Source organism: Janthinobacterium rivuli (assembly GCF_029690045.1).
GTDB lineage: Bacteria > Pseudomonadota > Gammaproteobacteria > Burkholderiales > Burkholderiaceae_D > Janthinobacterium > Janthinobacterium rivuli.
This window is the reverse complement of record NZ_CP121464.1, coordinates 3,765,704-3,792,332: the sequence shown is the minus strand read 5'-3', so window position 1 is coordinate 3,792,332 and position 26,629 is coordinate 3,765,704. Positions and strand designations below refer to the sequence as shown.

The 26,629-nt window shown below is 64.8% G+C and carries 22 protein-coding genes; 15 read left to right on the top strand and 7 right to left on the bottom strand.

The window, feature by feature from the left end:
* Positions 1-14: 14 nt before the first annotated feature.
* From P9875_RS17220 to P9875_RS17210, 3 genes are all read right to left on the bottom strand, one after another.
* Complete coding sequence (locus P9875_RS17220; RefSeq protein ID WP_278316046.1) at positions 15-659, bottom strand: hypothetical protein; 645 nt, start codon at positions 657-659, stop codon at positions 15-17.
* Between the two features lie 124 nt (positions 660-783).
* Positions 784-2,652 (bottom strand): esterase/lipase family protein, encoded by a 1,869-nt coding sequence (locus P9875_RS17215; protein ID WP_278316045.1) that lies wholly within the window; start codon positions 2,650-2,652, stop codon positions 784-786.
* Positions 2,653-2,668: 16 nt separating this feature from the next.
* A complete protein-coding gene (locus P9875_RS17210) occupies positions 2,669-3,451 on the bottom strand; it encodes a DUF481 domain-containing protein (protein WP_176389881.1) in 783 nt (260 codons plus the stop codon).
* 256 nt (positions 3,452-3,707) lie between these two features.
* Between P9875_RS17210 and P9875_RS17205 the strand changes: the two genes are divergently transcribed.
* From P9875_RS17205 to hmgA, 11 genes are all read left to right on the top strand, one after another.
* Positions 3,708-4,394 (top strand): winged helix-turn-helix domain-containing protein, encoded by a 687-nt coding sequence (locus P9875_RS17205; RefSeq protein WP_035819315.1) that lies wholly within the window; start codon positions 3,708-3,710, stop codon positions 4,392-4,394.
* Positions 4,387-5,739: a sensor histidine kinase gene (locus tag P9875_RS17200; RefSeq protein ID WP_278316043.1), complete on the top strand. Its 1,353-nt coding sequence runs from the start codon at positions 4,387-4,389 to the stop codon at positions 5,737-5,739. Before P9875_RS17205 ends, P9875_RS17200 begins: the two co-directional genes overlap by 8 nt.
* Before the next feature lie 164 nt (positions 5,740-5,903).
* On the top strand, positions 5,904-6,806 hold the full coding sequence (locus P9875_RS17195; RefSeq protein ID WP_278316042.1) for a VirK/YbjX family protein: 903 nt from the start codon (positions 5,904-5,906) through the stop codon (positions 6,804-6,806).
* Between the two features lie 110 nt (positions 6,807-6,916).
* The gene (hemB, locus tag P9875_RS17190; protein WP_035819309.1) at positions 6,917-7,891 is read left to right on the top strand and encodes a porphobilinogen synthase; all 975 of its coding nucleotides are present in this window, start codon (positions 6,917-6,919) and stop codon (positions 7,889-7,891) included.
* Positions 7,892-7,999: 108 nt separating this feature from the next.
* The gene (locus P9875_RS17185) at positions 8,000-9,343 is read left to right on the top strand and encodes an MBL fold metallo-hydrolase (protein ID WP_278316041.1); all 1,344 of its coding nucleotides are present in this window, start codon (positions 8,000-8,002) and stop codon (positions 9,341-9,343) included.
* A 56-nt stretch (positions 9,344-9,399) separates the two neighbouring features.
* Positions 9,400-9,921 (top strand): peptide-methionine (S)-S-oxide reductase MsrA, encoded by a 522-nt coding sequence (gene msrA, locus P9875_RS17180; RefSeq protein ID WP_278316040.1) that lies wholly within the window; start codon positions 9,400-9,402, stop codon positions 9,919-9,921.
* A 10-nt stretch (positions 9,922-9,931) separates the two neighbouring features.
* Complete coding sequence (locus tag P9875_RS17175) at positions 9,932-10,750, top strand: helix-turn-helix domain-containing protein (RefSeq protein WP_278316039.1); 819 nt, start codon at positions 9,932-9,934, stop codon at positions 10,748-10,750.
* Positions 10,751-10,925: 175 nt separating this feature from the next.
* A complete protein-coding gene (locus P9875_RS17170; protein ID WP_278316038.1) occupies positions 10,926-12,263 on the top strand; it encodes an MFS transporter in 1,338 nt (445 codons plus the stop codon).
* A gap of 12 nt (positions 12,264-12,275) precedes the next feature.
* On the top strand, positions 12,276-14,048 hold the full coding sequence (locus P9875_RS17165) for an FAD-dependent oxidoreductase (RefSeq protein WP_278316037.1): 1,773 nt from the start codon (positions 12,276-12,278) through the stop codon (positions 14,046-14,048).
* A complete protein-coding gene (locus P9875_RS17160; protein WP_092708909.1) occupies positions 14,045-14,230 on the top strand; it encodes a DUF2783 domain-containing protein in 186 nt (61 codons plus the stop codon). The genes P9875_RS17165 and P9875_RS17160 overlap by 4 nt, the downstream gene beginning before the upstream one ends.
* On the top strand, positions 14,227-15,528 hold the full coding sequence (hmgA, locus tag P9875_RS17155; RefSeq protein ID WP_278316036.1) for a homogentisate 1,2-dioxygenase: 1,302 nt from the start codon (positions 14,227-14,229) through the stop codon (positions 15,526-15,528). Before P9875_RS17160 ends, hmgA begins: the two co-directional genes overlap by 4 nt.
* A 29-nt stretch (positions 15,529-15,557) precedes the next feature.
* Here hmgA and P9875_RS17150 read toward each other — a convergent pair whose 3' ends face one another.
* The gene (locus tag P9875_RS17150; RefSeq protein WP_255206395.1) at positions 15,558-15,680 is read right to left on the bottom strand and encodes a hypothetical protein; all 123 of its coding nucleotides are present in this window, start codon (positions 15,678-15,680) and stop codon (positions 15,558-15,560) included.
* A gap of 161 nt (positions 15,681-15,841) precedes the next feature.
* Here P9875_RS17150 and P9875_RS17145 point away from each other — a divergent pair, with 161 nt between their 5' ends.
* Together P9875_RS17145 and P9875_RS17140 are read left to right on the top strand one after the other, a co-directional pair.
* On the top strand, positions 15,842-18,535 hold the full coding sequence (locus P9875_RS17145) for a polysaccharide deacetylase family protein (RefSeq protein WP_278316035.1): 2,694 nt from the start codon (positions 15,842-15,844) through the stop codon (positions 18,533-18,535).
* A 2-nt stretch (positions 18,536-18,537) separates the two neighbouring features.
* Positions 18,538-18,918, top strand: coding sequence for an immunity 22 family protein (locus tag P9875_RS17140; RefSeq protein WP_278316034.1), 381 nt, complete (start codon positions 18,538-18,540; stop codon positions 18,916-18,918).
* Here P9875_RS17140 and P9875_RS17135 read toward each other — a convergent pair.
* A complete protein-coding gene (locus P9875_RS17135) occupies positions 18,903-20,120 on the bottom strand; it encodes a response regulator (protein WP_176390819.1) in 1,218 nt (405 codons plus the stop codon). The genes P9875_RS17140 and P9875_RS17135 overlap by 16 nt on opposite strands.
* Before the next feature lie 111 nt (positions 20,121-20,231).
* On the opposite strand from P9875_RS17135, the gene P9875_RS17130 reads away from it, so the two are divergent.
* A complete protein-coding gene (locus P9875_RS17130; protein ID WP_278316033.1) occupies positions 20,232-22,310 on the top strand; it encodes a TonB-dependent receptor in 2,079 nt (692 codons plus the stop codon).
* Between the two features lie 17 nt (positions 22,311-22,327).
* Positions 22,328-22,873, top strand: a complete 546-nt coding sequence (locus P9875_RS17125; protein WP_278316032.1) for an RNA 2'-phosphotransferase — start codon at positions 22,328-22,330, stop codon at positions 22,871-22,873.
* Here P9875_RS17125 and P9875_RS17120 read toward each other — a convergent pair whose 3' ends face one another.
* Together P9875_RS17120 and P9875_RS17115 are read right to left on the bottom strand one after the other, a co-directional pair.
* Positions 22,874-24,073 (bottom strand): PepSY-associated TM helix domain-containing protein, encoded by a 1,200-nt coding sequence (locus P9875_RS17120; protein ID WP_278316031.1) that lies wholly within the window; start codon positions 24,071-24,073, stop codon positions 22,874-22,876.
* Positions 24,073-26,535 carry a TonB-dependent siderophore receptor gene (locus tag P9875_RS17115; RefSeq protein ID WP_278316030.1) on the bottom strand — a complete coding sequence of 821 codons (2,463 nt, stop codon included), beginning with the start codon at positions 26,533-26,535 and terminating at the stop codon, positions 24,073-24,075. The genes P9875_RS17120 and P9875_RS17115 overlap by 1 nt, the downstream gene beginning before the upstream one ends.
* Positions 26,536-26,629 lie beyond the last annotated feature (94 nt).

Sequence of the window (26,629 nt, the reverse complement as noted above, 5' to 3'; positions counted from 1 at the left end):
GTCCGTGTTGCATGTTAACCCACGATGTCAGCCATCCCCCTATGCTGCCACTTCGCCACCGCAAGCACCTTGCGCAATCTCTCGTTTGCCGGCAGATTCAGCAGCGCCTGCTGGCCTGGATGGATCTCGGCCCGCGTCTCGAACGATTTGCCTGCAAGCATCTCTGCTGGCGACAGTTCGTTGAGTTCGTCTGCACCACTGACCCAGAAGGCATGGATTTCACTGCTGGGCTGGCCGGCAAGGATGGCCAGTACCGGCGCGATCAGTTCCGGTACGGGCTGGACAAATTGCCACGCAGGAAATTCCTTGCCGATACTGCGCCCCTTGGGCGTTACGCAATAAAACCGATTGTTTTCCACCGCGCGATACAGCGACGCCTGCGATAGTTCCACCCATCCTTGTCCAATGACATCGGATACCTTGAGTTTTGACCTTGGGAGCTGGCGCGGCGTGAGCGGCGGCGGGGCGCCCAGCGAGGCGCGCGCCTCATGGAGCGCGCGCGTGGCCAGGTCGATCAGGCGCTGGCGCTCGGGCCCTTGCGCCAGTATGTCGAGCTGTGCGGTCAAGAGGCGCGAGAATTGTTCCACCAGCCGCAGGTCGCTATCCGTTAATGCCTGAAGCTCGGGCGCCAGAGTATCGTGATGCAGATGCGCTGTCATGATGATTCCTTTGCAGTAGCGTGGTAAAGCACATCATATACAAGATTCTCATGTTTCGCAACTTTATCATGCGATGTAACTTTCTTATCCAGCGATAAGGCATGCGGAAAGAATGCCAGGTGCATCAGGGCAAGGTGTCAGGCATGCGCAAAATCCGCCGTATCTCCAGAATCGCCTGCGGACTTTCCTGCACGCTGTGCCACGACGGGATGACTTTTTCCGACAGGGCGCCGTCGAGGTGGGCGCTGGCGTAGGGCACCACGCCGTCGCTCGATTCCGCCAGCGGCAGCTCCGGCGTGTCGTTGCCCATGATGGAGTAGTAGCGCACGTTCGGGCTGATGGGCAGGTCGGCTACCAGGCGCACGAACGGATCCTTGTCGCTGAGGTTATCGATGCTGTTGGGGATGCGCAGCGGTTCGCTGCTGCCCGTGTCGAGCTGCGCCAGGCTGCCGGCTGCGTCGGACAACTGGTCGAGCATGTTGATGGGCAGAGTGATCAGGTTGGCGATCCAGCGCGCCACCTTGTGGTTGGCGAACGAGGTGCCGCGGTGCGGCGCGGCGATGAAGATGGCGCGGTTCACTTGCGGCATGGCCGTGAAATTCAGGTAGGGCGCCAGGCCGGCGCGCACTTTTTCCGCCTTCTTGCCCTTCAAATTGTATTCTTCCGTGATGGCGTCGAGCAGGGTGTTGCTGGCATCGGAGACCATCAGGCGCGCCAGCACGCCGCCCATGCTGTGGCCGATCAAGACCATGTCGTTGGCCGCGTCGGCCTTGGCCGAAGGGTCGAACTGCGCCAGGGTCGCGTTCAGCGCCTTGCGGATGGCGGCGTTGTTGGCCGCCAGCGGCGCATTGCTCGGGTAGTACACTTGCCAGATCTGGTAGCGGCGACGCAGCTGTTCGTCGCCCATCAGTTCATTCGCCACGTTGATCCACGCTTCCGGGCTGCTGGCCAGGCCGTGCAGCATGACGATGGTGCGCTTGTTCGGATCGTAGGGCTGCATCAGGTGCACCTGCGGGCGCGAGATGCCGTCGGCGCGGCCGAACAGGGTGCGCAGCGCCTGCACGCCGAAGCCGGAACGGGCCAGCCACAGGCCATAGCCGGCCGTGAAATTGGCGGCCACGGGCAGTTCCTGCCCGGCCATGCGCGTCGATTCGCTGCGCGTCGGGTCGACCAGCATCACCAGCAGCTGCTGCGTGGCCAGCACTTCTTGCAGGCTGTTGCCGTCGAAGCGGATCAGCGCCGTGACGACGGGAAAGCGGGTTTCCTGGTACGGTACGTACTCGTCTTTCGACGCCTGGGGCTTGGGCATGACGGCCACCAGGTCGGCGCCGAAGCCGTCGCGCCGGTACACATTGCGCAGGCCGGAAAACGACAGCGAGGTGGCCGGCAGCAGTTCGTCGGGCAGGGTGCCGTCGTCGGGCAGGCGCAGGGCCGACAGTTCGCTGTCGATCTGCCAGCCGGCGACGCGGATCACATTGCCGTCCGGCCGGTATTCGCCACGGTGGCGAAACAGGTTGCCGACGGCTTTTTGCACGGCATAGTTATAGTAGTCGCGGATTTGCGTCTGGCGCTCTTCGAAGGCGCGCTGGCCCGGCGTGCGCGTCGTGTAGAACAAATAGGCATACGCGTAGCGGGCCGACTCGAGCCAGGCGGCCAGCGTTTCGGCACTCGGGTGGCCGCCCTGTTTTTCTTCCGCCAGGGCGCTTTCCAGCCACAGTTCGGACAAGGTGGCCAGGCGCTGCTCGTCGCTGAGCAGCTCGGAGCGGGCCAGGTCGGCGCGGCAGCTGCCCGTATTGGCTTCGCAAGCGGCGATGTCGCTGCCGATGATGCGCAGCACTTCGCTGGCCGAGGCGCTGAGTTTGCCCGTGGTGAGGATGTCGCCGCGCCGCTGCTGCAGGTAGTCGGCCGGCGAGATCGCGCTGACGGTGACGGCGGCGCAGCCGCTCAGCAGTGCCGCGGCACAGAGCAGGGCGCCCAGGCGCAAGCGCCGCATCAGCGTGTCCGGCATCTCAGAACGAGTAGACCAGCGTCAGCGACGTTTGCGTATCCGTGTTCTTCTTGTCGTCCGGTACGCGCGTGTCGTTGCGGGCGCTGAAGGCGGCTTTCATCTGCATGGTGCCGTTGATCTTGGTGCTGAGCGCTGTTTCGGCGATCGAGTGGGTGTTCGACGTGCCCCGTTCCACGCTGACCGTCTGGGTGAACATGGCCGACTGGCTGATCTTCCACTTCATGGCGGCTGCGCCGCGCACCGTCAGGCCGTGCTCCGATTCGCCCGCGTCGTTGGTGCCGCTGAAATAGCCCGGACCGACTTCCACGTCGACGCTCTTGTCGCTCGACTGGTACCAGCGCGAGCCATGACCGACGGCCAGCGTCGAGTACTTGGTGTAGGCGCCGAACTTGTCGTTGACGTGCGAGGCCAGCACGAACAGCTTTTCATGGTCGGCCATCAGCTTGTAGGCGGCCTTGGCGGAGGCGGAAAAGCGTTCGGCCGAGCGTTCGCGCACTTTCTCGCCATCGTCGTTGGTCGTTTCGTCTTCCTTGAAGTAACCGCTGAAGATGTACTGGTTGCTCCAGTCATCGAGTTCCTGGCGCGCGTCGATCTTGCCCGTGACGGAAGTGCCGACCGTATTGCCCGAGGTGGTGATGGCGCCCAGTTCGGCGGAAGTGCTCCAGCTGCCGATGGGGATTTCATCGAACAGCATGCTTTGCTTGGTGTCTTTGGTGTCTGCGGCGGCGCTGCCGCAGCTGATGGCCATGGCCAGCGCCAGTGCGAGAGAGTGGGTCGATTTCATGGCAGTATTGGTTTGTGGCGTGCGCCAGGCGCGCCTGATCTTCGTTAATGGCAGTGGTGGTTTGCAGGCCGCGGCAAGCCGGAAGGCGCCGAAAACATGCGCACATCAGCATGCGCGCGCGGGCGCGGCCAAACATTGTCGAGGCTGTATTGTACCCGACCCTGCCATCGCGCGCCGCACGCGGCGGGGCTGGCAAGTGGCGCGCGCCTGGCGTATGCTGCGCCTATTTGCTGCCTGATCTTTACAAGGAACTCCCGTGCGCTGCCTGGTCATCGAAGACGAAGCTGAAACTTCCCGCTATATCTGTGCCGGCCTGCGCGAGGCCGGCCACGACGTCACTGCCTGCGACAATGGCATCGACGGCATGCGCCTGGCCTGCGGCGAAGACTGGGATGCGCTGGTGCTCGACCGCCTGCTGCCCGGCGAGATCGACGGCCTGGCCATCGTCGCGCGCCTGCGCGGCATGGGCCGCAACACGCCCGTGCTGGTGCTGTCGGCGTTGTCCAGCGTCGACGAGCGCGTGCGCGGCCTGCGCAGCGGCGGCGACGACTACCTGTCAAAACCGTTCGCCATCGCCGAACTGCTGGCGCGCATCGAGGCGCTGCTGCGGCGCGCCGCGCCCGTGCCCGAAGCGACGCAGCTGCAGGTGGCCGACCTGGTGCTCGACATGCGCACCATGCGCGTGACGCGCGCCAACCGGCAGATCGCCCTGCAGCCGCGCGAATTTCGCCTGCTGGAATACCTGATGCGCCACCAGGGCCAGTCCGTCACGCGCGCCATGCTGCTCGAAGCCGTGTGGGACTACCATTTCGACCCGCAGACCAACGTCATCGACGTGCAGGTGAGCCGCTTGCGCACCAAGGTGGACAAGGAATTCTCGCCGCCGCTGATCCACACGGTGCGCGGCGTCGGCTACACCCTGGGCGTGATCGACGGTGCGTAACTGGCACCGCTCGATCGCGGCCCGCCTGGCGCTTGGCTATGGCGTGCTGGTGGTCGTGTCGATCAGCATCGTCTGCGCCGTGTTCTATTTCGGCACCATCGGCGTGCTCGATCGCAGCGTGGACCGCAAGCTGACTTTGCTCTCGGAGCGCCTCGCCGCGCTGTACCAGCAGGGCGACAGCAGCCGCACGACGGCGGAAATCGCCCATCTGCTGACCGACCGCACCGACAGCGACACGGAGATCTTTTTGCTGGTGGGCGCCGATGGCCGCCGCGTGGCGGGCAATCTGTCGTCCTGGCCCGACGTGGGCAGCCCCGTGGGCCGCTTGCTGCACCGCGACGTCACGCGCGAAGGGCGCAGGGTGCCTGCGCGCATGCTGATCCGCGACCTCGAAGGTGGCGCGCGCCTGTTCGTCGGGCGCGACATGGAAGAGGGCAAGTCGATCCGCACGCTGGTGCTGCGCTCGCTGGCCTATGGCGGCGGGGTGGCCATTTTGCTGGTGGTGGCGGGCGCCTGGCTGTTCCGCCGCCAGCTCGAGGCGCGTATCGGGCAGATCCGCCGCACGGCGGGCGAAATCGAGGCCGGTGACCTGAGCCGGCGCATTCCCGTCGCCAGCGAAGATGAATTCGGCTTGCTGAGCCGCGACATCAACCGCATGCTCGACCGCATCGAACACTTGATGGAAGGCGTGCGCCACGTGTCGAACGCCATCGCGCACGACTTGCGCACGCCGCTGGGCCGCATCCGCAACAAGCTCGATGGCGCCCTGCGCCAGCGGCAGGACGTGGCCGGCTATGCGCAGACGGCGCAGGCGGCCATCGACGATATCGACGACCTCACGCGCGTGTTCGACAAGCTGCTGCAGATCGCGGCGGCCGAATCGGGCATGCGCCCCGAGAATTTCGACGACATCGACCTGCAGCAGATCGGCGCCGACATCGTGGAAATGTACGAAGCCACGGCTGACGAGCAGGGCGTGCTGCTGGTGCAGATGTATGGCGACGGCGTGCCCGCGCGCGGCGACCGCAACCTGCTGGGCAGCGCGCTGGCCAGCCTGGTCGACAACGCCATCAAGTATGCGGGGCCGGGCGCCACGGTGGAAGTGTCGGCCGGCAGCGATGAGCATGGCGGCTGGCTGGCCGTGCGCGACAACGGCCCCGGCGTACCAAAGGAAGAACTGCCGAAGCTGACGCAGCGCTTTTACCGGCTCGACAAGAGCCGCCACTTGCCCGGCAATGGCCTGGGCTTGTCCATCGTGGCGGCCATCGCGGCCCTGCATGGCGGCAGTCTGGAGATCGAGGATGCGGCGCCGGGCTTGCGCCTGCGTTTGCGGCTGCTGCGCTAGCGTGGACAGCGTGGCGTATCGGCACATTACCAACTTGTAACCCCCTTCATTTTCGCCTCCCCCTATCATCGGCTCTACCCGGCGTGGAGCGGCTGCGTGCGCGCAGCCGCCTGTTCCGGGCTGCCCGCGGCCGTCGCCGCGTCCATTTCAGTAGAGCCGTTCGCATGCATACTTTTACCGCCACCGGCGACAACGCCGCGCCGCAGCAGGCGCCACTGCGCCAGCATGGCCACCGTATCAAGGCTGCGCTGGGCGCCATCGTCTTTCCCGTGCAGCGCGCGCGCTGGCAAGCGTTCATTGCCGCGACGCCGGGAATGGCGGCGCTGGCGCAAGCCCATCCCAGCCTGCTGTACAAGATTTATCGTCCCTACGCCAGTCGCCAGTTCGGCTGCGCGGCGCGGGTGGACCTGCTGTGCGGGCATTACCGTTTCCTGTGGCAGGCGGGCGCGCGGCCGCTGGTGGAATACGCGGCGCGCCGCGCGCTGGTGCTGGCCGCCATCGAGGGCAAGGATGGCGCCACCTACCGCTTGCAGCTGACGGCCATCCACGACAGCCACCGCGAAGGGGAGTTGTGCCTGCGCCTGACGCGCGACGGCGTGCCGCTGTACCTGGCCAGTTTCCTGTTCCGGCCCGAGGCCGGCGGCGCCGTGATCCAGCTGGGCGCCTTGCAGGGCTTGCGCTCACCGGCCGGCGCGCAGGCGGTCAAGGACGCCACGCGGGCGCTGCACGGCTGCCGGCCGAAAAACCTGATGGTGGCCGCCTTGCGCGACCTGGGCGATTTTTTCGGCTGCGTCCACCTTGACCTGGTCAGCAACGCCAACCGCATCGCGCTGAACTGGCGCCGGCGCCGGCATATCTCGTGCGATTACGACCTGGCGTGGCGTGAATTGCATGCGCTGCCCACCAGCGGCGGCAATTACCGCCTGCCTTGCGGCCCTTGCCGGATGCCGGAGCTGGAGCTGCTGCGGTCGAAAAAGCGGGCGGACGCGCGCCGCCGCGGCGCCATGCTGCTGCAGCTGGCGGCCGACATGCGCTGGCAAGTGGCGGCCCTGCTGCACGCGCAATGACGGGGCGGGGCGGGGTTTCTTGACCTGCGCGGCTTTTTTGCCGGGCGGCCCGGCGCAAGCGCCTTGATCGGCGTATACTTGCGGGCGTCCTCAACCTGAAGCCAGTTACCATGCCAGCACAATTCCCCACTTCGCGCATGCGCCGCCTGCGCGCGACCCCGCAACTGCGCGAGCTGTTCCGCGAAACCGAAATCAATCCGCGCGACCTGGTCCTGCCGATCTTCGTCGACGAAGGTTCCAGCGATTTCATCGACATCAAGTCCATGCCCGGCGTGCGCCGCATTCCCGAAGCGAAGCTGGCGCAGGAAGTGGAGCGCTACGCGCGCGCCGGCCTGCGCTCCGTCATGACCTTCGGCATTTCGCACCACAAGGACAGCCACGGCACGGACACCCTGAACCCGGACGGCCTGGTGGCCCGCATGTCGCGCATCATCAAGGACGCCGTGCCGGAAATGGTGGTCATGTCCGACACCTGCTTCTGCGAATACACGGACCACGGCCATTGCGGCATCCTGCATGGCGACACGGTCGACAATGACAGCACGGTGCTCAACCTGGGCAAGCAGGCCGTCATCGCGGCCCAGGCGGGCGCCGACATCATCGCGCCGTCGGCCGCCATGGATGGCCAGGTGGCGGCGATCCGCAGCGCGTTAGATGCGGCCGGCTTCCACGACACGCCCGTGATGGCGTATTCGACCAAGTTCGCCTCCGGCCTGTACGGCCCGTTCCGCGACGCGGCCGGCAGCACCCTGAAGGGCGACCGCAAGACCTACCAGATGGATCCGATGAACCGCCGCGAAGCCGTGCGCGAGTCCTTGATCGACGAAGCCGAAGGCGCCGACGCGCTGATGGTCAAACCGGCCGGCGCGTATCTGGACATCATCCGCGACCTGCGCGAAGTGACGCGTTTGCCGATCGGCGCTTACCAGGTCAGCGGCGAATATGCGATGATCAAGTTCGCCGCGCAAGCGGGCGCCATCGACGAGCGCCGCGTGGTGCAGGAAACCCTGGGCGCCATCAAGCGTGCGGGCGCGGACATGATCTTTACGTATTTTGCGATGGATGTGCTGAATAATCCGTATTGAGCATTCCCGGCGTTTTTCTCACCCCGAAAGCAAATTCCGGGGTCAGACCCGGCGGGTCTGACCCCAGCATTTACGCTGTTGGGGTTCTTTCTGCATTCCCCGCCTCCCATGCCCCTGAAAATCTCCCGCATCCTGCACGCCGGCTATGTCTTCGAATGCGAAGGCACGGCCATCGCCTTCGACCCCATCGTCGAAAACCCGTTCAGCCGCAATTGCCACGCGTTTCCGCCCGTGCGCTTCGACCTCGACGCCGTGCGCCAGCTGCGCTGGGATGCCGTCTTCATCTCGCACTTCCACGACGACCACTGCTCGCTCGACAGCCTCGATGTGCTGGACCGCGCCACGCCCATCTATCTGTACTGCGTCTTCGACGAACTGTTCGCCATGCTGCGCGCGCTGGGTTTTAGCCGCGTCGAGCGGCTGCACGTCGACGTGCCTGTGCAGGTGGGCAGCATCGAAGTGATCCCGCGCCGCGCACTCGATGACGATGTCGACTCGCTGTTCCAGGTGCGCGCCGCCGGCCTGAATGTGCTCAACGTGGTCGATTCCTGGATCGGGCCGGAGACGCTCGAACAGCTGGCCGCCTTTGCGCCGTGGGACATGGTGCTGTGGCCATTCCAGACCATGCGCGAGATCGCCGTCATCGCGCCGTCGCAGGCGCAACCTGGCCCGGTCGACCTTCCCGACGACTGGGTGCCGCAGCTGCGCGCGCTGGCGCCACGGTACATCGTGCCCAGCTCTTGCCAGTTCGTGCAGGAAGACTGGTCCTGGTACAACCATGCGATGTTCCCGGTTACCTATCGCCGCTTTGCCGATGAAATCGGCGCCGCGCTGCCCGAGGCGCACATCTTCCGCCTCGATCCATCGACGGCCGTGCTGCTCGACGCGCACGGTGTGAGCAGTGCCGAACCCTTGCCCTGGGTCATCCCCGTGGGCCCGCAAGACGTGGATTTCGACTACCGCCCCGACGCGCCGCCGCCCGCCACGGCAGACATCGCGCGCCGTTTCGCGTCATTGAGCGACGCCGATGCGGCCTTGGTGCTCGATTTCTGCCGCCACGGTTTGCTGGAACGCTACCGCGACATGGAGCTGCCCGAAGACAGCTATTTCCAGGCTCCGCGTGTGTGGCGGCTGTCGCTGTACGGCCATGACGGCGCGGCCACGGTCCTGCATTACCGCACGCACGGCGACTTGATCGACCTCGTGCCGGACACGGGCGAGGCGCCCGGCTGGACCACCGAGGTGCCGCTGGTGAAATGCCATGCGGCGCTGGTGCTCGGTGAATCGCTCACCTCAATGTACATGCGCATCAACGATGGTCCTTTCGACACCGCCACGCGGGACGAACTGGACGAGGCCGACATCGTCGACGACCCGCTGATCCGCTGCCTGTTCAACGACGCCATCGGCGCCTACCAGGCGGCGCAGCTCAAACGCTTGCTGGCCCGCTGAAGAAAGTCGCGCGACAGGGTAAGATAGCTGCTTCTGACTAGAACGGGAAAGACACCATGGCACAAGACAATGCACAAGGCAATGAAACCGCGATCCTGGCCGGCGGCTGCTTCTGGGGCGTGCAAGACTTGCTGCGCCGCTATCCGGGCGTGCTCGCCACGCGCGTGGGCTACAGCGGCGGCGACGTGGCCAACGCCACCTACCGCAACCACGGCACGCATGCGGAAGCGATCGAGATCATTTTCGACCCGAACACCATCAGCTACCGCAAGATCCTGGAATTTTTCTTCCAGATCCACGACCCCAGCACGGAAGACCGCCAGGGCAACGACCGCGGCACGAGCTACCGTTCGGCCATCTATTACACGAGCGACGAGCAAAAACGGGTGGCCGAAGACACCATCCGCGACGTCGACGCTTCCGGCCTGTGGCCCGGCAAGGTGGTGACGGAAGTGGCGCCTGCAGGTCCGTTCTGGGAAGCGGAACCCGAGCACCAGGATTATCTGCAGCGCTTGCCGCATGGCTATACCTGCCATTACATCCGGCCGGACTGGGTCTTGCCGCAGCGCGGGCAGTAAGGAAACAGATATGCGTTACTGGCGCGTCGAGCGGCGGCAGGCGGAAGGGCAGCTGGACTTCGGGCGTACCCTGGAGCTGATGGCCGCCATCGGCCATGCGGACGTGAATGCCGTCGCTGGGGCCATCCTGAAAACGGTCAGCACGGTCGCGCCGATTGCCCAGTGCACGATCTTTGCCTATGAATTCGGCAACCGGCCCCGCACGGTCGCCGTGGCTGACCGGCGCGGCGGACGTTTCCTGCAAGATATTGCCGACAGCTACGCGCGCCACTATTACGCGCTCGATGGCAACCAGCGCGTGATCGCGCCGGCGCCGGGGCGAAAAACCGATCCCGCCATCGTGCTGCACCAGCAGGCCAGCGACGAGATCGACCATCCCGGCTACCGCGCCGCCTGCTATCAAAAACCGAATGTCTCGGACCGGCTATCGCTGCTGCTGCAGCCGGCCGGCGATATCTGGCTGTCCGTCAATTTCTACCGCGACAGCAGCCAGGGCAAGTTCCTGCCCGGCGAAGTGGCGGGCATCGAAACCCTGTCACCGCTGTTTGCCCATGCCGTCAAGCATCACTACAGCCTGAACGGCCAGAATACGCAAGGCGTCGCGCCGATGATGCTGGCACGGCTGCGCCAGCATTGTCCCGCCTTGAGCAAGCGTGAACTGGACGTGCTGCGCTGCGTGCTAGAAGGCCTGACGGCCGTGGAAATCGCCGAGATCATCGGCGTGCAGCCGTCCAGCGTGACGACTTACCAGAAACGCGCGTATAAACGCCTGGGTATTTCCAGTCAGCGCCAGTTGTTCGCCCTGTGCATGGCGCCAGCACCCGTCTAGTTCCTTCGGCGTAGGGATGGCTCCGCCTTCTTGACTGTTTTGGGCGCAAAACGTCCCCAAAATGGGGACAGCCGCCGGCATTGTCGTCTGCATACTGTGTTTCAAGCCGGGATCACCCGGCCGCTCTCACCCAATAAAATCAACAAGGGGAGGGCGACACCTTATGGAGACAAGCATGACCATCGCCACCACTACGCCCGTCCTCGACGCGGCCACCGACCAAATGGAACAGCAGGTGATGCGCAAGGTATCGCGCCATTTGCTGGGATTTTTGTTCCTGCTGTTCGTGTTTTCCTTTCTTGACCGCATCAATATCGGCTTCGCCGGACTGACCATGATGCAAGACCTGGGCCTGTCCGGCACCCAGTTCGGCTTTGCCACCACCCTGTTTTACATCGCCTACATCGCCTGCAGCATTCCCAGCAACATCGTGCTGGCCCGCATCGGCGCGCGTAAATGGATAGGCAGCATGATGATCGCCTGGGGTCTGGCCTCGACGGCGACCCTGTTCGCCAGCGGCCCGGCCAGCCTGTACGCGCTGCGCTTCCTGGTGGGTGTGACGGAGGCGGGCTTCTTGCCCGGTATGCTACTGTATCTGACCTACTGGTTTCCCAGCGCCTACCGGGCGCGCGCCAATGCCCTGTTCATGATCGCCATGCCCGTCACGGCCGCTATCGGTTCCGCTCTGTCGGGCCTGATCCTGAGCCTCGATGGCCACTGGGGCTTGAAGGGCTGGCAATGGCTGTTCTTGCTCGAAGGCATGCCATCCGTGTTCCTGGGCCTGGCCGTGTATGGCTACCTCGACGATTCTCCCAACAAGGCAAACTGGCTGGGCAAGCTGGAACAGCAGGTGCTGGCGCGCATGCTGGCGGCCGAGCACAAGCCGGCTGCAGTGCACATCGCTCCCCGGCAAAACACCTCGGTGATGGCGGAAATGTGCTCGCCCACGGTATTGAAATTCGGCGTCGCCTATTTTTGCCTGGTCAATACCCTGGCGATGGTGGCCGTGTGGACGCCGCTGATCGTGAAAAGTTTTAATAGCAACGCCAGCAACACGCAGATCGGCTTGCTGGCCGCCATTCCGCAAGTGTGCACCGTCATCGGCATGATCCTGTGGGGCCGCCGCTCGGACCGCCTGCAGGAACGCCGCTGGCACATCGTCTGGCCCATGCTGCTGTCGGCCTTTGGTTGGCTGTTCACGGCGTACTCGGCCAACCCCATCATGCAGCTGCTGGGCGTGTGCATGGCTTCGACGGGCGCTTACACGGCCATGTCCGTCTTCTGGACCACGCCGGACCGAGCCCTGAGCCTCGGTGCGCGCGCCATCGGCATCGCCGTCATCAACGCCACGGGCAATATCGGCTCGGCCCTGAACCCCGTCGTCGTGGGCTGGCTGAAGGACATCACGCACAGCTTTGCCACGGGCTTGCTGTACGCCAGCGTGCTGCTGGTGGCGGGCGCGGCCATCGTGCTGACCCTGCCGATTGCCCGCAGCGGCAAAACATATTCTTGAAGAGGAAACATCATGAGCGATACGTTTCACCCTTATCCCCATGTGCCGAAGGTCTATCCGCCTGGCAAACCAGCGGGCGCATCGACGCAGCACGTTCCTGTCCTGATCGTCGGCGGCGGCCCCGTCGGTCTGGCCACGGCCCTGGGCCTGGCGCGCCACGGCCTGCGCTCGGTGCTGATCGAAGCGGACGATGGCGTGTGCACGGGCAGCCGCGCCATCTGCATTTCGCGGCGCAGCCTGGAAATCATCGAACGCCTGGGCGCGCTCGACGGCTTTATCCGCAAGGGCTTGCCGTGGGCGGGAGGACGCAGCTTTTACCGCGACGAGGAAGTGCTGCACTTTACGATGCCGCAAGACGCGAACCAGAAGCTGCCGCCCATGGTCAACCTGGCGCAATACCATATCGAGCAATTCCTGCTCGACGCGGCCGAACGCCAGCCGGAGCTGATCGATATCCGCTGGCAAACGCGGGTCACTGGCGTGGACCAGCGCGCCGATGGCGCCACGGTCACGGTCGCCACGCCCGATGAAGCCTACCAGATCGACACGGACTGGCTGGTGGCGGCCGATGGCGGGCGCAGCGTCGTGCGAGAAGCGCTGGGCCTGAAATTGCAGGGCACCAGCTATGAAGGGCGCTACGTGATCGTCGATATCCACCTGAAGAGCGAGCGCCCGACGGAGCGCCTTGCGTATTTCGACCCGCCGTCGAATCCCGGCTCCACCGTGCTGGTGCACAAGCAGCCCGACGATATCTGGCGCATCGACTACCAGTTGCGCGACGACGAGGATGCGCAGGCGGCCGTGCTGCTGGAAAACGTGGCACCGCGCGTGGACAGCCTGCTGGCCATGATGGGGGAAACACAGCCGTGGCATCCCGTGTGGATCACCATCTACAAGGCCAATGCGCTGACCCTGGAAAAATACCGGCATGGCCCGGTGCTATTCGCGGGCGATGCGGCCCATTTGGTGCCCATCTTCGGCGTGCGCGGGGCGAACTCGGGCATCGACGACGCGGACAACCTGGCCTGGAAGCTGGCGTATGTCGTCAAGGGACTGGCGCCGGACAGTTTGCTGGACAGCTATTCGGACGAGCGCGTGTTCGCCGCCCATGAAAATCTGCGCCACGGCACCAAAAGCACGGAATTCATGGCGCCGCCCACCTTCGCTTTCGAGCTCATGCGCACGGCCGTGCTGGGCCTGGCGGGCAAGCATGCGCACGTGCGCTCGCTGATCAACCCGCGCCAGACGAGCGCCATCGCGTATGCGCAGTCTGCCCTGAATGCGCAGGATAGCGAGACGTTTGCCGCCGGCCCCGCGCCGGGCACGGTCTTGCCCGAATGTCCGCTGGTGCTGCTGCAAGACGGCAGGCAAGAAGCCGGGTATATTACCGATTTGCTGAAACGCGCCGATGGCGATTTCACGGGACTGTACTTCAGCGAAGAAGGCGCCGTGCCAGCCGAACTGCTGGCGCTGGGCGATACATTGCCGTTGAGTACCGTGGCGATCGCCCGCGGCGGGGCGCAAGGGCGCGCCTGGGACCACACGGCGCAGGTATTCTCGCTGTTTGACGCGCAGCCTGGCAGTTTTTATCTCGTGCGCCCGGATGGGCATGTGCTGGGGCGCTGGCGGCAGATGCGGGCGGGGCAGGTGATTGAAGCGCTGGCGAAAGCCGGGGTCAGTCCCTTCGGGAGCGGTACGCGCCCCATTGGGGCGTGCACCCCCGCCGGGTCTGACCCCAGTACTTTGCGCAGCGGGTCATTAAAAATTATTAAGGAGACAACATGACCGACATCGAACTGGATAATCTTTACACCGAGCTGTGCCATACCATGGGCGGCCTGGGCGAGCAGCGTTCGCCCCTGTTCCTCGCCCGCTTCGCCCTGCTGGCCATGGGCGCCATCGGCAAGGCCGACGTGGTGCAGGGCTTGCTGCGCGACGCGGCCGACGGCCTGGCGGAGCCGGCATGATAGGCGCCGGCTACCAAAGCGGCTTCGGCAACGAATTTGCCACGGAAGCCGTGCCCGGCGCCTTGCCGCAGGGGCAGAATTCGCCGCAGCAGGCGCCATTGGGCCTGTATGCGGAACAACTTTCGGGCACGGCCTTCACGGCTCCGCGCGCGCAGAACCGGCGCTCGTGGCTGTACCGCATCCGTCCCGCCAGCCAGCATCCGCCATTTACCCTGGCTGAAAATACCCGCATCGTCAGCGATTTCCACGCCATGCCCCCCACGCCGCCGAACCAGCTGCGCTGGGACCCGCTGCCGTTGCCCGACGGCGCGACGCCAACAGACTTCATCGACGGCTGGCAAACGATGGCCGGCAATGGCAGCGCCGAAACCATGAGCGGCTGCGCCATCCACGTGTACGCGGCCAACCGCTCGATGCAGCGCTTCTTTTACTCGGCCGATGGCGAATTGCTGGTCGTGCCGCAGGAGGGCAGGCTGGCGATCGCCACGGAACTGGGCTTGATCGAGCTGGCACCGCAGGAAATCGCCGTGATTCCCCGCGGCGTGCGCTTCCGCGTGACCTTGCCCGATGGCGTGGCGCGCGGCTATGTGTGCGAAAACTTCGGCACGGCCTTCCGCCTGCCGGACATGGGCCCCATCGGCTCGAACGGCCTGGCCAACAGCCGCGATTTCCTCACGCCGCACGCGGCCTACGAAGACATCGACGGCGCGTGCGAACTGCTGGCCAAGTTCGGCGGCCACCTGTGGCGCACGACGCTCGACCATTCACCGCTGGACGTCGTGGCCTGGCATGGCAATTACGCGCCCTATAAATACGATCTGCGCCGTTTTAATACCATCGGCTCGATCAGCTACGACCATCCGGACCCGTCGATCTTCCTCGTGCTGCAGGCGCCGAGCGAGAACCCGCTATTTGGCGCCATCGACTTTGCCATCTTCCCGCCGCGCTGGCTGGCCGCCGAACACACGTTCCGCCCGCCCTGGTTCCACCGCAATGTGGCCAGCGAATTCATGGGACTGATCCACGGCGTGTACGACGCCAAGGCGGCCGGCTTCGTGCCGGGCGGCGCCAGCCTGCACAACTGCATGTCCGGCCACGGCCCCGATGCGCAAACGTTCGAAAAGGCCTCGCACAGCGACACGTCCGCGCCCGTGAAGGTGGGCGACACCATGGCCTTCATGTTCGAGACGCGCACCATCCTCAAGCCGACGCCATTCGCCTTGAACAGTGAACTGCTGCAAAACGATTATTTCGAGTGCTGGCAAGGCTTGCGCAAGCATTTCGACCCGGAGCCGTGACGGATACACGGTTCGGCTTGCTCAAGTGATCAGTGCGGCAGGCACACGCGTCCCGCCACATTGATCACGTCGTCGCCCGCATGCGCGCGCAGTTGCAGCAACATCAGGGCCACGCCCAGCATCAGCGCCGCGGCGCAAAGTTTCTTGTGCATCGTCTTTTCCGTTTTCACTATCTATGGAGGTGTTCGGCGATATTATTGCCGAAATTCATCGTGCGGGCTGAGCTTGTGCCAGGCGTGCTTTACAATTATGCATCGTGCGCATCCGCGCCATCTGAATTCTATGCATAGTATGTGAAGGGAATGACAAGCCTGTGACTTCCAAACCGATCAAGATCGCCGCCACCGTTGTCGTGGCACTCGCCGCTGGTGCCGGCATTTATAGCTACACGCGTCCCGCGGCCACCGCCACGCCCGGCGTACCCGCATCGGGCAGCCCGGCCGCCGCGCCCCAATCCACCGTCGACACGGCCGCCGTGGCCAGCCAGTTCCGCGACTTGCTGGGCAATTTCCGCAAGATCATCGTGCTGCTGGCTGACGAGCAAAGCTTGCCGGAAGGCGCGCGCGACGAAGCCCGTAAAGTGGGGCAGGCGCTGTTCCATGAAAACCAGGAACGCATCGCCAAGCTCGATCTTGCGCTCGACCAGCTGACGGCGCCCACCAATCCGGGCCGCTTCGAGGCGCTCGACAGCCTGTTGACGTATATCGAATCCGATCCCGGCCTGTACGACGCGGACCGCCTGGCTTTCCGCGAGCTGCTGCAAAGCATGCTGGCCGACGTGGCCAAGGATTCGTCCTTGCCGGCCATCAAGCTGCACAAGCGCATTTCCGAAGACCTCGACGCGCTGGGCGAGATCGAGCGCAATTACGAGAAGGAAATCCGGCAAATTTTCGGCAGCCTTGGCCAGCGCGCCATCGAACTCAAGCGCGAACGGTGGGACGATTATGTGGCGCAGCTGAAAAAACTCTACAGCCGCGAACAGATTTTGAAGGAAAACGGCATCGTCGTGCCGTATGCGGTGCCGCCGGCAGGTTCTGTGCCCGAAGCCAAGCCCGTGCCAAAAAAAGATGAGGCGGAAATCTTCGGCCTGGGCTTGCCGAAGAAAACCATCGTGCTGACCTTTGATGACGGCCCGCACCGCCGCTACACGGAAGAAATCAGCGCCATCCTGAAACAATATGGCGTGCCGGCCGTGTTCTTCAACGTGGGCCGCAACCTCGGTTCGCTCGATGCGGAAGGCCACGCCAAGTTGAACGCGGGCGCGGAAGTGAGCCGTAAGCTGATGAAAGAGGGCTATGCCGTGGGCAACCACAGTTTCAGTCACGCACAATTGTCGAAACAGACGGGCGACAAGCTGAAAGGCGAAATTCTCGGCACCGACACTTTATTAAAGGCCATCAGCCCCGAGCGGGCCGCGCTGTTCCGCTTCCCGTATGGCGCGCGCAACAGCGAAGGCATGGCCGCGCTGGCCGATGCCCATTTGAAATCCGTGATGTGGAATATCGATTCGCTCGATTGGGCCGACCCCGTGCCTAGTTCCATCACGAACCGCGTGCTGGCGTCCGTCGACAAGGCGGGGCGCGGCATCGTCCTGTTCCACGACATCCACGAACGCACGGTAAAAGCCTTGCCGGCAGTGCTCGACAAGCTGATCGCGGAAGGCTATCAATTCGCGGGCTGGGATGGCACCAGCTTCCAGGTGGCAAAAAGCACGGCCCCGGCGCCCGAGAAAGTGCCTGTGACCACCGGTTACGCCAATTCCTGGGCCGTGGTGATCGGCATCGACGATTATGCGAAGTGGCCGAAATTGCAATATGCGGTGCGCGACGCGCAAGGCATCCGCGAAACGCTGATTGAAAAGTTTGCGTTTGCGCCAGAGCGCGTCGTGACCCTGAAAAACGGCGAAGCGACGCGCAACAACATCCTGGCCGCCTTCCATGACAAGCTGGCCCATGGCGGCGTGCAAAAGAATGACCGCATCTTCGTCTTTTTCGCCGGCCACGGCGCCACGCGCAAGCTGAGCTCGGGACGCGACCTGGGCTACATCGTGCCCGTCGATTCCGACCCGGCGCAGTTCGCCACGGATGCGATCCCGATGACGGAAATCCAGAATATCGCGGAATCGCTGACGGCCAAGCACGCGTTCTTCGTCATGGATGCCTGCTACAGCGGCCTGGGCCTGACACGCGGCGCTGGTTCCAGCTCCTTCCTGCGCGACAACGCCAAGCGCATCGGCCGGCAAATGCTGACGGCTGGCGGCGGCGACCAGCTGGTGGCCGACGGCGGGCCGAACGGCCACTCCGTATTCACGTGGACCCTGCTGCAGGGCCTGGCGGGCAAGGGCGACCTGAACGGCGACGGCCTCATCACGGCCACGGAACTGGCGGCCTACGTGGCGCCGGCCGTGTCCAGCGTGTCGAACCAGACGCCCGCGTTCGGCAGCTTGCCTGGCTCGGAAGGGGGAGATTTCGTGTTTGAATTGCCGGGCGAGACGGAATTCCTCAGCCCGAACACGACGCAGTTGTCGACGGAAGCCATCGCCCTGAACAGCAAGCTCGATGCGAAACCGGCGGCGGCCAGCGTGACGGTGAAGGATTTGCAGGGTGGCGAACAGAAGATCGTCACGCCGGGCGCCGTGCCGAGCTCGACGCGTCAGCTGGCGCAGCGGGCCAACGACCGCGGCTTGCAGCTGTACAAGGAGAAACAGTATGCGGCGGCGGAAGCGCAATTTACGGAAGCGCTGAAACTGCGTCCCGATTTCGCGCTGGCGGCGAATAACCTGGGTTTTGTCTTCTACAAGCAGGAAAAGTTCCGCGAAGCGGCCCGCTGGTTTGAAAACACGGTCAAGATGGATCCGTCGCGCGCCATCGCCTATTTGAACCTGGGCGACGCCTATGCCAAGGCCGGCGATGCGGCCAAAGCCAAGGCCGCCTATAAAACCTATCTGGAACTGGCGCCGACGGCGGCGACGGCTCCGGCCGTGCGGCAAAAGATGGAGAAGCTGTAAGCGTGTCCGGCAGCTTGCCCATCGTCCACGTGTTTGCCTGCAGCGGGCGTTTTCCCAGCTGGGAAGCGCTGCAGGCCTACCTGTCGCCCACGTACACGGAGGATGGCGATGCCGTGCCGTCGCCATTCTTCCTGGAAACGGGCCTCACGTGCTATGAGCCAGCCTGCTTTGAAAGCGCGATGCTGGCCTCGGCCGTGCCGCTGGCGCAATTGCTCGATGGCGTGTCGTATGGCGACAGCTGGCTGGCGCAGGCGTGCGCGGACGCGGATGGGCAGCACTTGCTGGCTGACACGAGCGTGTGCGTGTTTGCGCCGAACCAGCTGGCGCACCCGCAGCGCAGTTCGCTGCATTACGTGGGCAGCTACCATTACCGGGTGGATTGATCGCCATCCTGGCGTTCCTCATGCAATAGCTTGTTGACGGCCGCCAGCAGGCTGGTGCCCGACGTGGTGATGAAACGGGCGCCGGCCGCCTCCGCTTCCGTGCCGTAACTGGCGACCGTATCTTTGCTGCAATACACGATGATCGGTAGCGCGGGCAGCGCCTGGCGCACTTCGCGCACCGTGCGCACGCCCGCATCCTTGATGCGGCGGCGGTTTTCCACCCGTGCCATGTCCGTGATGAACAGCGCGTAAGGCTTCTGTTGCAGCATGGCAAGCGCCTGCCGCGTCGATACGGCCTGGTCCACCTTGATGTTTTCCCGTTCCAGTTGTTCCACCAGCAAGGTATTGTTGCGCGGGTGGTCGTCCAGCCACAGCACCAGGCTGGCGGGCTTTTTCTCCGCCGGCATGCCGGCCAGGGCCGTGACGGCCGCGTCCCCGTCCGGCGGATGCGCCAGCAGCAGCTGCGTGACGGCTTCCTGCATGTCGTCGAGCGATTTTTGCTGCAAACGGCTCAGTTCCGTCACTTCGATTTCCTTGCCGCTCTCCAGGCGCACGGATTCGTTCTTGACCATGCTGTCGGCCCGCTTGATCATGATGGACAGGTAGATGCGCGTGAGCAGGTAGCCGATCAAAAAACCATGCACGGAAAAGAACAGCATGATGCCGCCCACGACGGCCATGGCCGTGCCCGTATCGGTGGCCAGGCTCGGTGCGATGAAGGCGGCCATGCTGCGCGCGCTGCCGGGCAGGCTTTTGAGCTCGATCAAGCCCACGCCGACGATGATTTTTGTCAGCCAGTCCGACACTTCCACCAGATTTGAATTGATTTCCATGGGCGTGGGCGTGCCCAGGAACAGGGTATTGCTGGGGTTTGCGGCCGCCGCATCGGCCCCGGCGGCCGGCGGCTCGTCCGTGGGGCGGGCCTTGCCATTGGTGCGCTCGTCGGGCGGGGCTGCGTTGACGGTGCCCGATGGCAGGGTGCGCGGTATGCCGAACAAAAAGCCCAGCAGCATGCCGCTGACGCAAAATCCCAGGCTCCACAGCAGTGCCGGTACGGCGTGGTAGTAGGGCGGCAGCAGGGCGCCTGCCAGCACTGCCAACAAACCCGCCAGCAGGATGAACAGCAGGATATATGGCAGCGCATCGCGCTTGCGCACGGCGGCGGCGTTTGTTGCCTTGCCGGTGCTATCGCCCAGGTCCATGGTCGTTCCTTCAAAAAATACTGAATCCAAACAAGCTGCCATCCACGTATATATCGGGTAGGCTAGACCAAGCCTTGGGCCCATATTGACATCATAGAAACTGGAGACGCGATGCGATTGAGAAAACGCAAACTGGTAGCAGCTTGTGCACTGGCATTGTTGGGCATGGGGCGTCAGGCGGCGGCGCAGGACCCGGCCGAGGCCGTCGCCATCGCCGATGAGGCGCGCACGGTAAGAGTGGCGGGCCATTACGACAACGCCGTCGGCACCTCGGATGCGGCCAGCCAGGGCGTCATCACTACTGAATTGATTGTCAACCGGCCTGCCTTGCGTCCGGGCGAATTGCTGGAATTCGTGCCGGGGCTGATCGTCACCCAGCACAGCGGCGACGGCAAGGCCAACCAGTACTTTTTGCGCGGCTTTAACCTTGACCATGGCACGGATTTCGCCACCCATGTCGACGGCATGCCCGTCAACATGCGCACGCATGCGCACGGCCAAGGCTATTCCGACCTCAATTTCCTCATTCCCGAGCTGGTGCAGCGCATCGATTACAAGAAGGGGCCGTATTTTGCCGGCGAGGGTGATTTCGCCTCGGCGGGTAGCGCCCGCATCCGCCTGGCCGATAAGTTGCCGCAAGGCCAGGCCAGCGTGTCCGTGGGCCAGCACGGCTATCTGCGCGGCGTCGTCGCCGATTCGGTCGCGGCCGGGTCTGGCACCTTGCTGGTTGGCCTGGAAGTGAACCGCAACAACGGTCCCTGGGACGTGCCGGAGCGCGTGCGCAAGGTCAGCGGCGTGCTGCGCTACAGCCAGGGCACGCAAGATGACGGTTTCAGCGTGACGGGTATGGCGTATAAAAACAGCTGGAACGCCACCGACCAGGTGCCGCTGCGCGCCGTGGAATCGGGCCAGATCGGCCGTTTCGGCAGCCTGGCGCCCAGCGACGGCGGCGACACCTCGCGCACCAGCTTGTCGTACGCTATGCGCAAGCGCACGGAAAACCGCTTGTTCGAACTCGACGCCTACCTGATCCGCTCGCAGCTGGAACTCAATAGCGATTTCACCTACTTCCTGGCCGACCCGGTAGCCGGCGACCAGTTCCAGCAAAGCGAGCGGCGCACGGTGGCGGGCGTGAACGCCAGCGAAAGCTGGACCACGCAGCTGTTCGGTCTTCCCCTGCGCAACAAGCTGGGCGTGCAGGCGCGCTATGACCGCCTGTCTCCCGTGGGGCTGTACAACACGGTGAACAGAGTACGGCAGAGCACGGTGCGCGAAGACAGGGTGCGCGAAGCCAGCATCGGCCTGTATGGCGAAAACACCGTGCAATGGCTGCCCTGGCTGCGCTTCGTGGCGGGCTTGCGCTATGACGTCTACCGTTTCAATGTGGCCAGCAGTATCGAGGGAAACAGCGGCGCGGCAAATGACCACGTCGTGTCGCCCAAGCTGTCATTGATCCTTGGGCCGTGGAGCAAGACGGAATTTTTCGTGAACTACGGAAAAGGTTTTCATAGCAATGATGCGCGCGGCACGACGCAGACGCGCCTGCCGGACGGCGAAGCGTCCACGCCCGTCACGCCTTTGGCGCCGACGAAAGGCATGGAACTGGGCGCGCGCACGGAATGGCTGCCGGGACTGCAAAGTTCGCTGGCCCTGTGGCGCCTCGACATCGCGTCGGAATTGCTGTTCGTCGGTGACGCGGGCGAGACGGAGCCGAGCCGCGCCAGCCGCCGCCACGGCATCGAGTGGAACAACCATTACATAGCCGCGCCATGGCTGCTGTTCGACCTGGACCTGGCCGCTTCGCGCTCGCGCTATACGCAAAACGACCCCGCCGGCAATTTCATTCCTGGCTCCATCGACAAGGTGGCCTCGTTCGGCGTGACGGTGACGGAGCAGGGCCCGTGGTCGGGCGCCTTCCAGCTGCGCTACTTCGGCCCCCGCCCCTTGATCGAGGACAAAAGCGTGCGCTCCGCGTCCACCACCTTGGCCTACGCGCGCGTGGCGTATCAGCTCAACCGCAAGACGCGCATTGCGCTCGACGTGTTCAACCTGTTCGACAAGCGCGCCAGCGACATCGATTATTACTACGCGTCGCGTCTGCCCGGCGAAGGGGCTGATGGGGTGAATGACCGGCATTTTCATCCGGTCGAACCGCGTTCCGCACGCCTGACCTTGTCATATGCGTTCTGAAAACGGTAGACTGGGGCATGACAGATCACTTGGTAAATACCAGCAAATTCCTTTCCCTGATCCTGCGCCACGCCCCCGAGAAAATTGGACTGGCGCTCGATGCAAACGGCTGGGCCGACATCGGCCAGCTGCTGGCACGCGCGGCCCAGCATGGCCGCCGCCTTTCCCGTGAACAATTGGATGAGGTGGTGGCGCGCGACAGCAAGACGCGCTACGCGATCAGTGCCGACGGCTTGCGCATCCGCGCCAACCAGGGGCATTCGCTGGCGGCCGTCGATATCGCCTTGTCGCCCGCCACCCCGCCCGCCACGCTGTACCACGGCACGGCCAGCCGCTTTGTCGAGGCGATCCGGGCCGGCGGTTTGCTGCCGGGATCGCGCAATCACGTGCACTTGTCGTCCAGCCGTGAAACGGCCGTGGCCGTCGGCGCGCGCCATGGCAAGCCCGTCGTGCTGACGGTGGATGCGGCCGCCATGCAGGCGCAGGGCCACGTGTTTTATGTATCGGACAATGGCGTGTGGCTGACGCAGGCCGTGCCGGCGGCGTTCATCGGTTTTCCCTGACTAATGGCGTAGCACCCTGGCCCTGGCTTGCCCCTGCCGCTTGCGGCGCCAGATCAGCACGCCCGTCACGCTCAGGCCCGCCACCAGCACGCCCATGGCGCAAATGAACAGTTTGAAAGGCCAGCCCCACATCGAGGCCATGTGCAGGGCGCTGATCCAGCTGCGGATGGTGTCGCCGCTGGCCGCGCCCGTGGGTAGCCAGGCGGCCAGCTGCCGGCCGCTGGCCGCATCGAAAAAGACGGTGGTGAGGCCCTTGCGGGCGCGCACGTCGCGGCTGCTGCGCACGCTGTAGCTGTACACGCCCAGCGCGCGCTCGTAGGCCAGCGCATTTTCCTCGATGATCGTGAAAGAGTGCTGGCGCGCCAGCGCGTCCATCAATTGGCGGCCCTGCGTGCGCGCGGCCGGCCAGTCCAGCTGCGGCCCGGGCGACGGCGTGTGCCGCGCGACGATTTCCTCGGCACCCTGATGGGCAAACAGCGGATGCATCACGGCCGCATAGGCGCCGTACAGATTGAAGGCGACGCCGCTCCACGCAAACACCAGCAGCATGGCCCACAGCCACAGGCCGCCCGCGCGGTGCAGGTCGAATACGAGTTTATAGCTGCCGCCATTGCGGCGCAGCAGCCAGGACGGGCGCCAGCGCAGCAGCCACGGTTTTGCTCCCGGCGCGCGTTTCTTCAGGCGCGCGGGGAAGGTCAGGGCGGCGCCGATGAAGCAGTCGAGCGTCCAGACGATGGCGATCAGGCCGAACATCAGCAGGCCCGTGTCGCCCAGCGCCAGCGCGTAATGCAGGCGCTCGATGAAGGGCAGCAGATTGATGGCGCCCTGGCTGATGGCGCCCCAGCGGCGCTGGCCAAGAATCGCGCCCGTGTAGGGATCGACGAACACCTCGTCGCTGGCCAGCGGCGCGTCGGCCGCCGGACGCAGGTAAAACACCATGCTGTGGCCTTGTGGCGCCGACAGCGGCGCGTAGCTCACCTGCGCTTGGGGAAAGCGCGCGGCGACGGATTCGCGCAGCAGCAGGGCGTCGAGCGGCATCGCGCCCGGCGTGGGCGGCGCCACGCGGAAGACGGCGGGCAGCATGGCCGCCTCCAGTTCATCCTTCCACGCGAGCGCGCTGCCCGTCACGCCGGCGACGATGAGGAAGCCGGCCATCAGCAGGCCGGCATAGCGGTGCATGGCCGCCAAGACAGGGCGCATCAGAACCTGTACATCGCGCTGACGTTGGCCGTGCGTTCGGCGTTGCGGTAGCACAGGTTGGGCAGGTAGCCGCAGTCATACAGGGTCTGCTTGTTCAGCACATTGTTCACATTGAGGGCGAACTGCCATGGCCCGCGCGACACGCCCAGCGCCGCATCCCACTGCGTCAGGCCGCCATTGCGGATATTCAGGTTTTCGCCGTCGGAGTTCGAGCGCATGGCGCCGAGAAAACGCATGCCCAGCGCCGCATACGCGGGCAGGCTGCCGGCCAGCGTGAACGACTGGCGCGCCCAGGCCGAGGCGCTGTGGCGCGGTGCGCCCGCCTGCTGCAAGCCCAGGTCGCCGTTATTGCTCTTTGTGACCTCCGTATCGAGGTAGGTGTATTGGGCGATCAGGCTCAGACGGCTGGCGAGCTCCGTGCGCGCTTCCAGTTCCACGCCGCGCGAACCGACTTTCCCCGTTTGCTGCAGGCGGCCCGGGTTGCCGATGTCGGACGTGGTGACGTTGTCGCGCACCAGGTCGAACACGGCCGCCGTATAGCTGGCGCGCTGGCCCACGGGTTCGTAGCGCACGCCCGCTTCGAACTGCTTGCCGCGCGACGGCTTCAAGGCGTCGCCGTTGGCCGTGATGCCCAGTTCGGGCGAGAACGAGGTGGCGTAGCTGACATACGGCGCCCAGCCGCCATCGAACAGGTAGACGGCGCCCACGCGGCCCGTGGTGGCCGATGGCGATTGGTGGAAGTCGGGTTTGACGGCGCCGCTATGGAGGTCCGTGACGTCGCGCGACTGCGTGGCCTTGTCGCGGCGCAGGCCCGCCGTGACGACCCAGCGGTCCCACTTCAATTGATCCTGCACATACAGGCCCAGCTGGCGCGACGGGGCTTCGGCGCGCGTGGGCGCCTTGGCCGGAACCAGGGGCTGCTTGCCATACGCGGGCTGGTACAGGTCGATCGGCTCGATAAAACCCTTCTGGTGGCGGTAGTCGTCCGTGTTGCGGATGTTCGCGTAATCGACGCCCAGCAGCACCTGGTGCGCCAGGCCGCCCGTGGCGAACCGCGCTTGCAGTTGCGTATCGGCAAACAGGCTTTTCGACGCCGTATCGACGGGCATGAAATAGCGCTCCACCGTGCCATCCTCATTCAGGCCGCCGGGGAACATGTCCGTGCGGTCGTTCTTCAGGCGCGTGTAGCGCAGGTTCTGGCGCAGCGACCAGGTATCGTTGAACGTGTGCTCGAACTCGTAGCCCAGCATGGTGTTGCGGCGCTTGAAGCGGTTATCGTCGCCCATCAGGTTGACACTTGGATCGACCTGGCCGCGCGGATCCGGCTGCAGCAGCTGGTTGGGAAACGCGTATTGCTGGTTGTCCTGCTCGTAGCGGGCCAGCAGGGTCAGACGCGTGGCGGGTCCCTCCTGCCACGTCAGCGAGGGAGCGAAGTACAGGCGGTTGTCGCGGTCGCGGTCCAGCCGCGTATGGGCTTCGCGGCCCAGCATGACGACCCGGTAAGTCCAGGCGCCTGGCGCGTCGATGGTGCCGCCCACGTCGGCTTTCAGCTGGCGGCGCTGGTAGCTGCCATATTCCACACCCACTTCACGCACGGCGTCCGCGCTGGGACGCTTGCTGACGGCGTTGACCATGCCGCCCGGCGGAATCTGCCCGTACAGCACGGAGGCTGGGCCGCGCAGCACTTCCAGGCGTTCCAGGCCATACGGCTCGATCGAGGCGCCAAAGGTGCGGCCCGAATTGCGCAAGCCATCTTGCAGGATGCCGTTCGTTTCGATGGTAAAGCCGCGCAGCAGCGAGGAATCATCGCTGCCCAGCGGGCGCTGGTTCGGCGTCACGCCGGCCGTGTAGCGCAGGGTTTCATCGAGCGATTCGGCATTGCGGTCGCTGATTTCATCGGCCGTGACGACGGACACGGATTGCGGGTTTTCATTCAGGGCCGTATCCGTCTTGGTGGCCGAGCCGGCGCGCCGCGCCACGTAGCCGCGCACGGGACCCGTGGCCCTTTCGCGTTCGCTGCTGGCATTGATGGTGATGGCCGGCAGGGTGGCGCTGGCTTGCGCCGGCGTGGCTGCCGGTGCAGCCTCCGCCCGCAGCGCATACGCGCCGTTGGCGCCCGCCACCACGCGCACGCCCTGGCCGCGCAGCAGTTCCTCGAAACCCTGGCGCACCGTGTAGCTGCCCGCCAGGCCGCCGCTGCGCTTGCCCTGCAACAGGGCCGCATCGGCCGACAGTTCCACGCCGGCCGCGCTGGCGAACGTGGTCAGGGCCCGCTCCAGCGGTCCGGCGGGGACCGTGTACTGGCGCTTCGCTTGCGTAGTCTCTAACGTCTGGGCGTGGACGGCTGGTGCCGTGACGGCCAGGGTGCCGACGGCGGCGCCTGCGAGGAACAGGGCCTGGATGGCGGCGGCGAGGGGAAACGGACGCAGTTTGTGCGCGGGTGCGGTCAGGCGAGGGGGCATGGTGCAAATCCTTGGAAAGTGGCAGGAAAAAATCGGTTCTTCCCGTATTCCGAACGAAAAGCCAAAACCCTCAACGTTTTTTTCACTTATTTTG

Bases quoted from the DNA above. Each gene is read 5' to 3' on its own strand.
- P9875_RS17120 (WP_278316031.1), bottom strand. From the start codon at position 24,073: ATGCGCCCTGTCTTGGCGGCCATGCACCGCTATGCCGGCCTGCTGATG.
- hmgA (WP_278316036.1), top strand. From the start codon at position 14,227: ATGATAGGCGCCGGCTACCAAAGCGGCTTCGGCAACGAATTTGCCACG.
- P9875_RS17185 (WP_278316041.1), top strand. From the start codon at position 8,000: ATGCCCCTGAAAATCTCCCGCATCCTGCACGCCGGCTATGTCTTCGAA.
- P9875_RS17215 (WP_278316045.1), bottom strand. From the start codon at position 2,652: ATGCGGCGCTTGCGCCTGGGCGCCCTGCTCTGTGCCGCGGCACTGCTG.
- msrA (WP_278316040.1), top strand. From the start codon at position 9,400: ATGGCACAAGACAATGCACAAGGCAATGAAACCGCGATCCTGGCCGGC.
- P9875_RS17130 (WP_278316033.1), top strand. From the start codon at position 20,232: ATGCGATTGAGAAAACGCAAACTGGTAGCAGCTTGTGCACTGGCATTG.
- hemB (WP_035819309.1), top strand. From the start codon at position 6,917: ATGCCAGCACAATTCCCCACTTCGCGCATGCGCCGCCTGCGCGCGACC.
- P9875_RS17170 (WP_278316038.1), top strand. From the start codon at position 10,926: ATGACCATCGCCACCACTACGCCCGTCCTCGACGCGGCCACCGACCAA.
- P9875_RS17125 (WP_278316032.1), top strand. From the start codon at position 22,328: ATGACAGATCACTTGGTAAATACCAGCAAATTCCTTTCCCTGATCCTG.
- P9875_RS17115 (WP_278316030.1), bottom strand. From the start codon at position 26,535: ATGCCCCCTCGCCTGACCGCACCCGCGCACAAACTGCGTCCGTTTCCC.
- P9875_RS17220 (WP_278316046.1), bottom strand. From the start codon at position 659: ATGACAGCGCATCTGCATCACGATACTCTGGCGCCCGAGCTTCAGGCA.
- P9875_RS17195 (WP_278316042.1), top strand. From the start codon at position 5,904: ATGCATACTTTTACCGCCACCGGCGACAACGCCGCGCCGCAGCAGGCG.
- P9875_RS17175 (WP_278316039.1), top strand. From the start codon at position 9,932: ATGCGTTACTGGCGCGTCGAGCGGCGGCAGGCGGAAGGGCAGCTGGAC.
- P9875_RS17210 (WP_176389881.1), bottom strand. From the start codon at position 3,451: ATGAAATCGACCCACTCTCTCGCACTGGCGCTGGCCATGGCCATCAGC.
- P9875_RS17150 (WP_255206395.1), bottom strand. From the start codon at position 15,680: ATGCACAAGAAACTTTGCGCCGCGGCGCTGATGCTGGGCGTGGCCCTG.
- P9875_RS17135 (WP_176390819.1), bottom strand. From the start codon at position 20,120: ATGGACCTGGGCGATAGCACCGGCAAGGCAACAAACGCCGCCGCCGTG.
- P9875_RS17165 (WP_278316037.1), top strand. From the start codon at position 12,276: ATGAGCGATACGTTTCACCCTTATCCCCATGTGCCGAAGGTCTATCCG.
- P9875_RS17160 (WP_092708909.1), top strand. From the start codon at position 14,045: ATGACCGACATCGAACTGGATAATCTTTACACCGAGCTGTGCCATACC.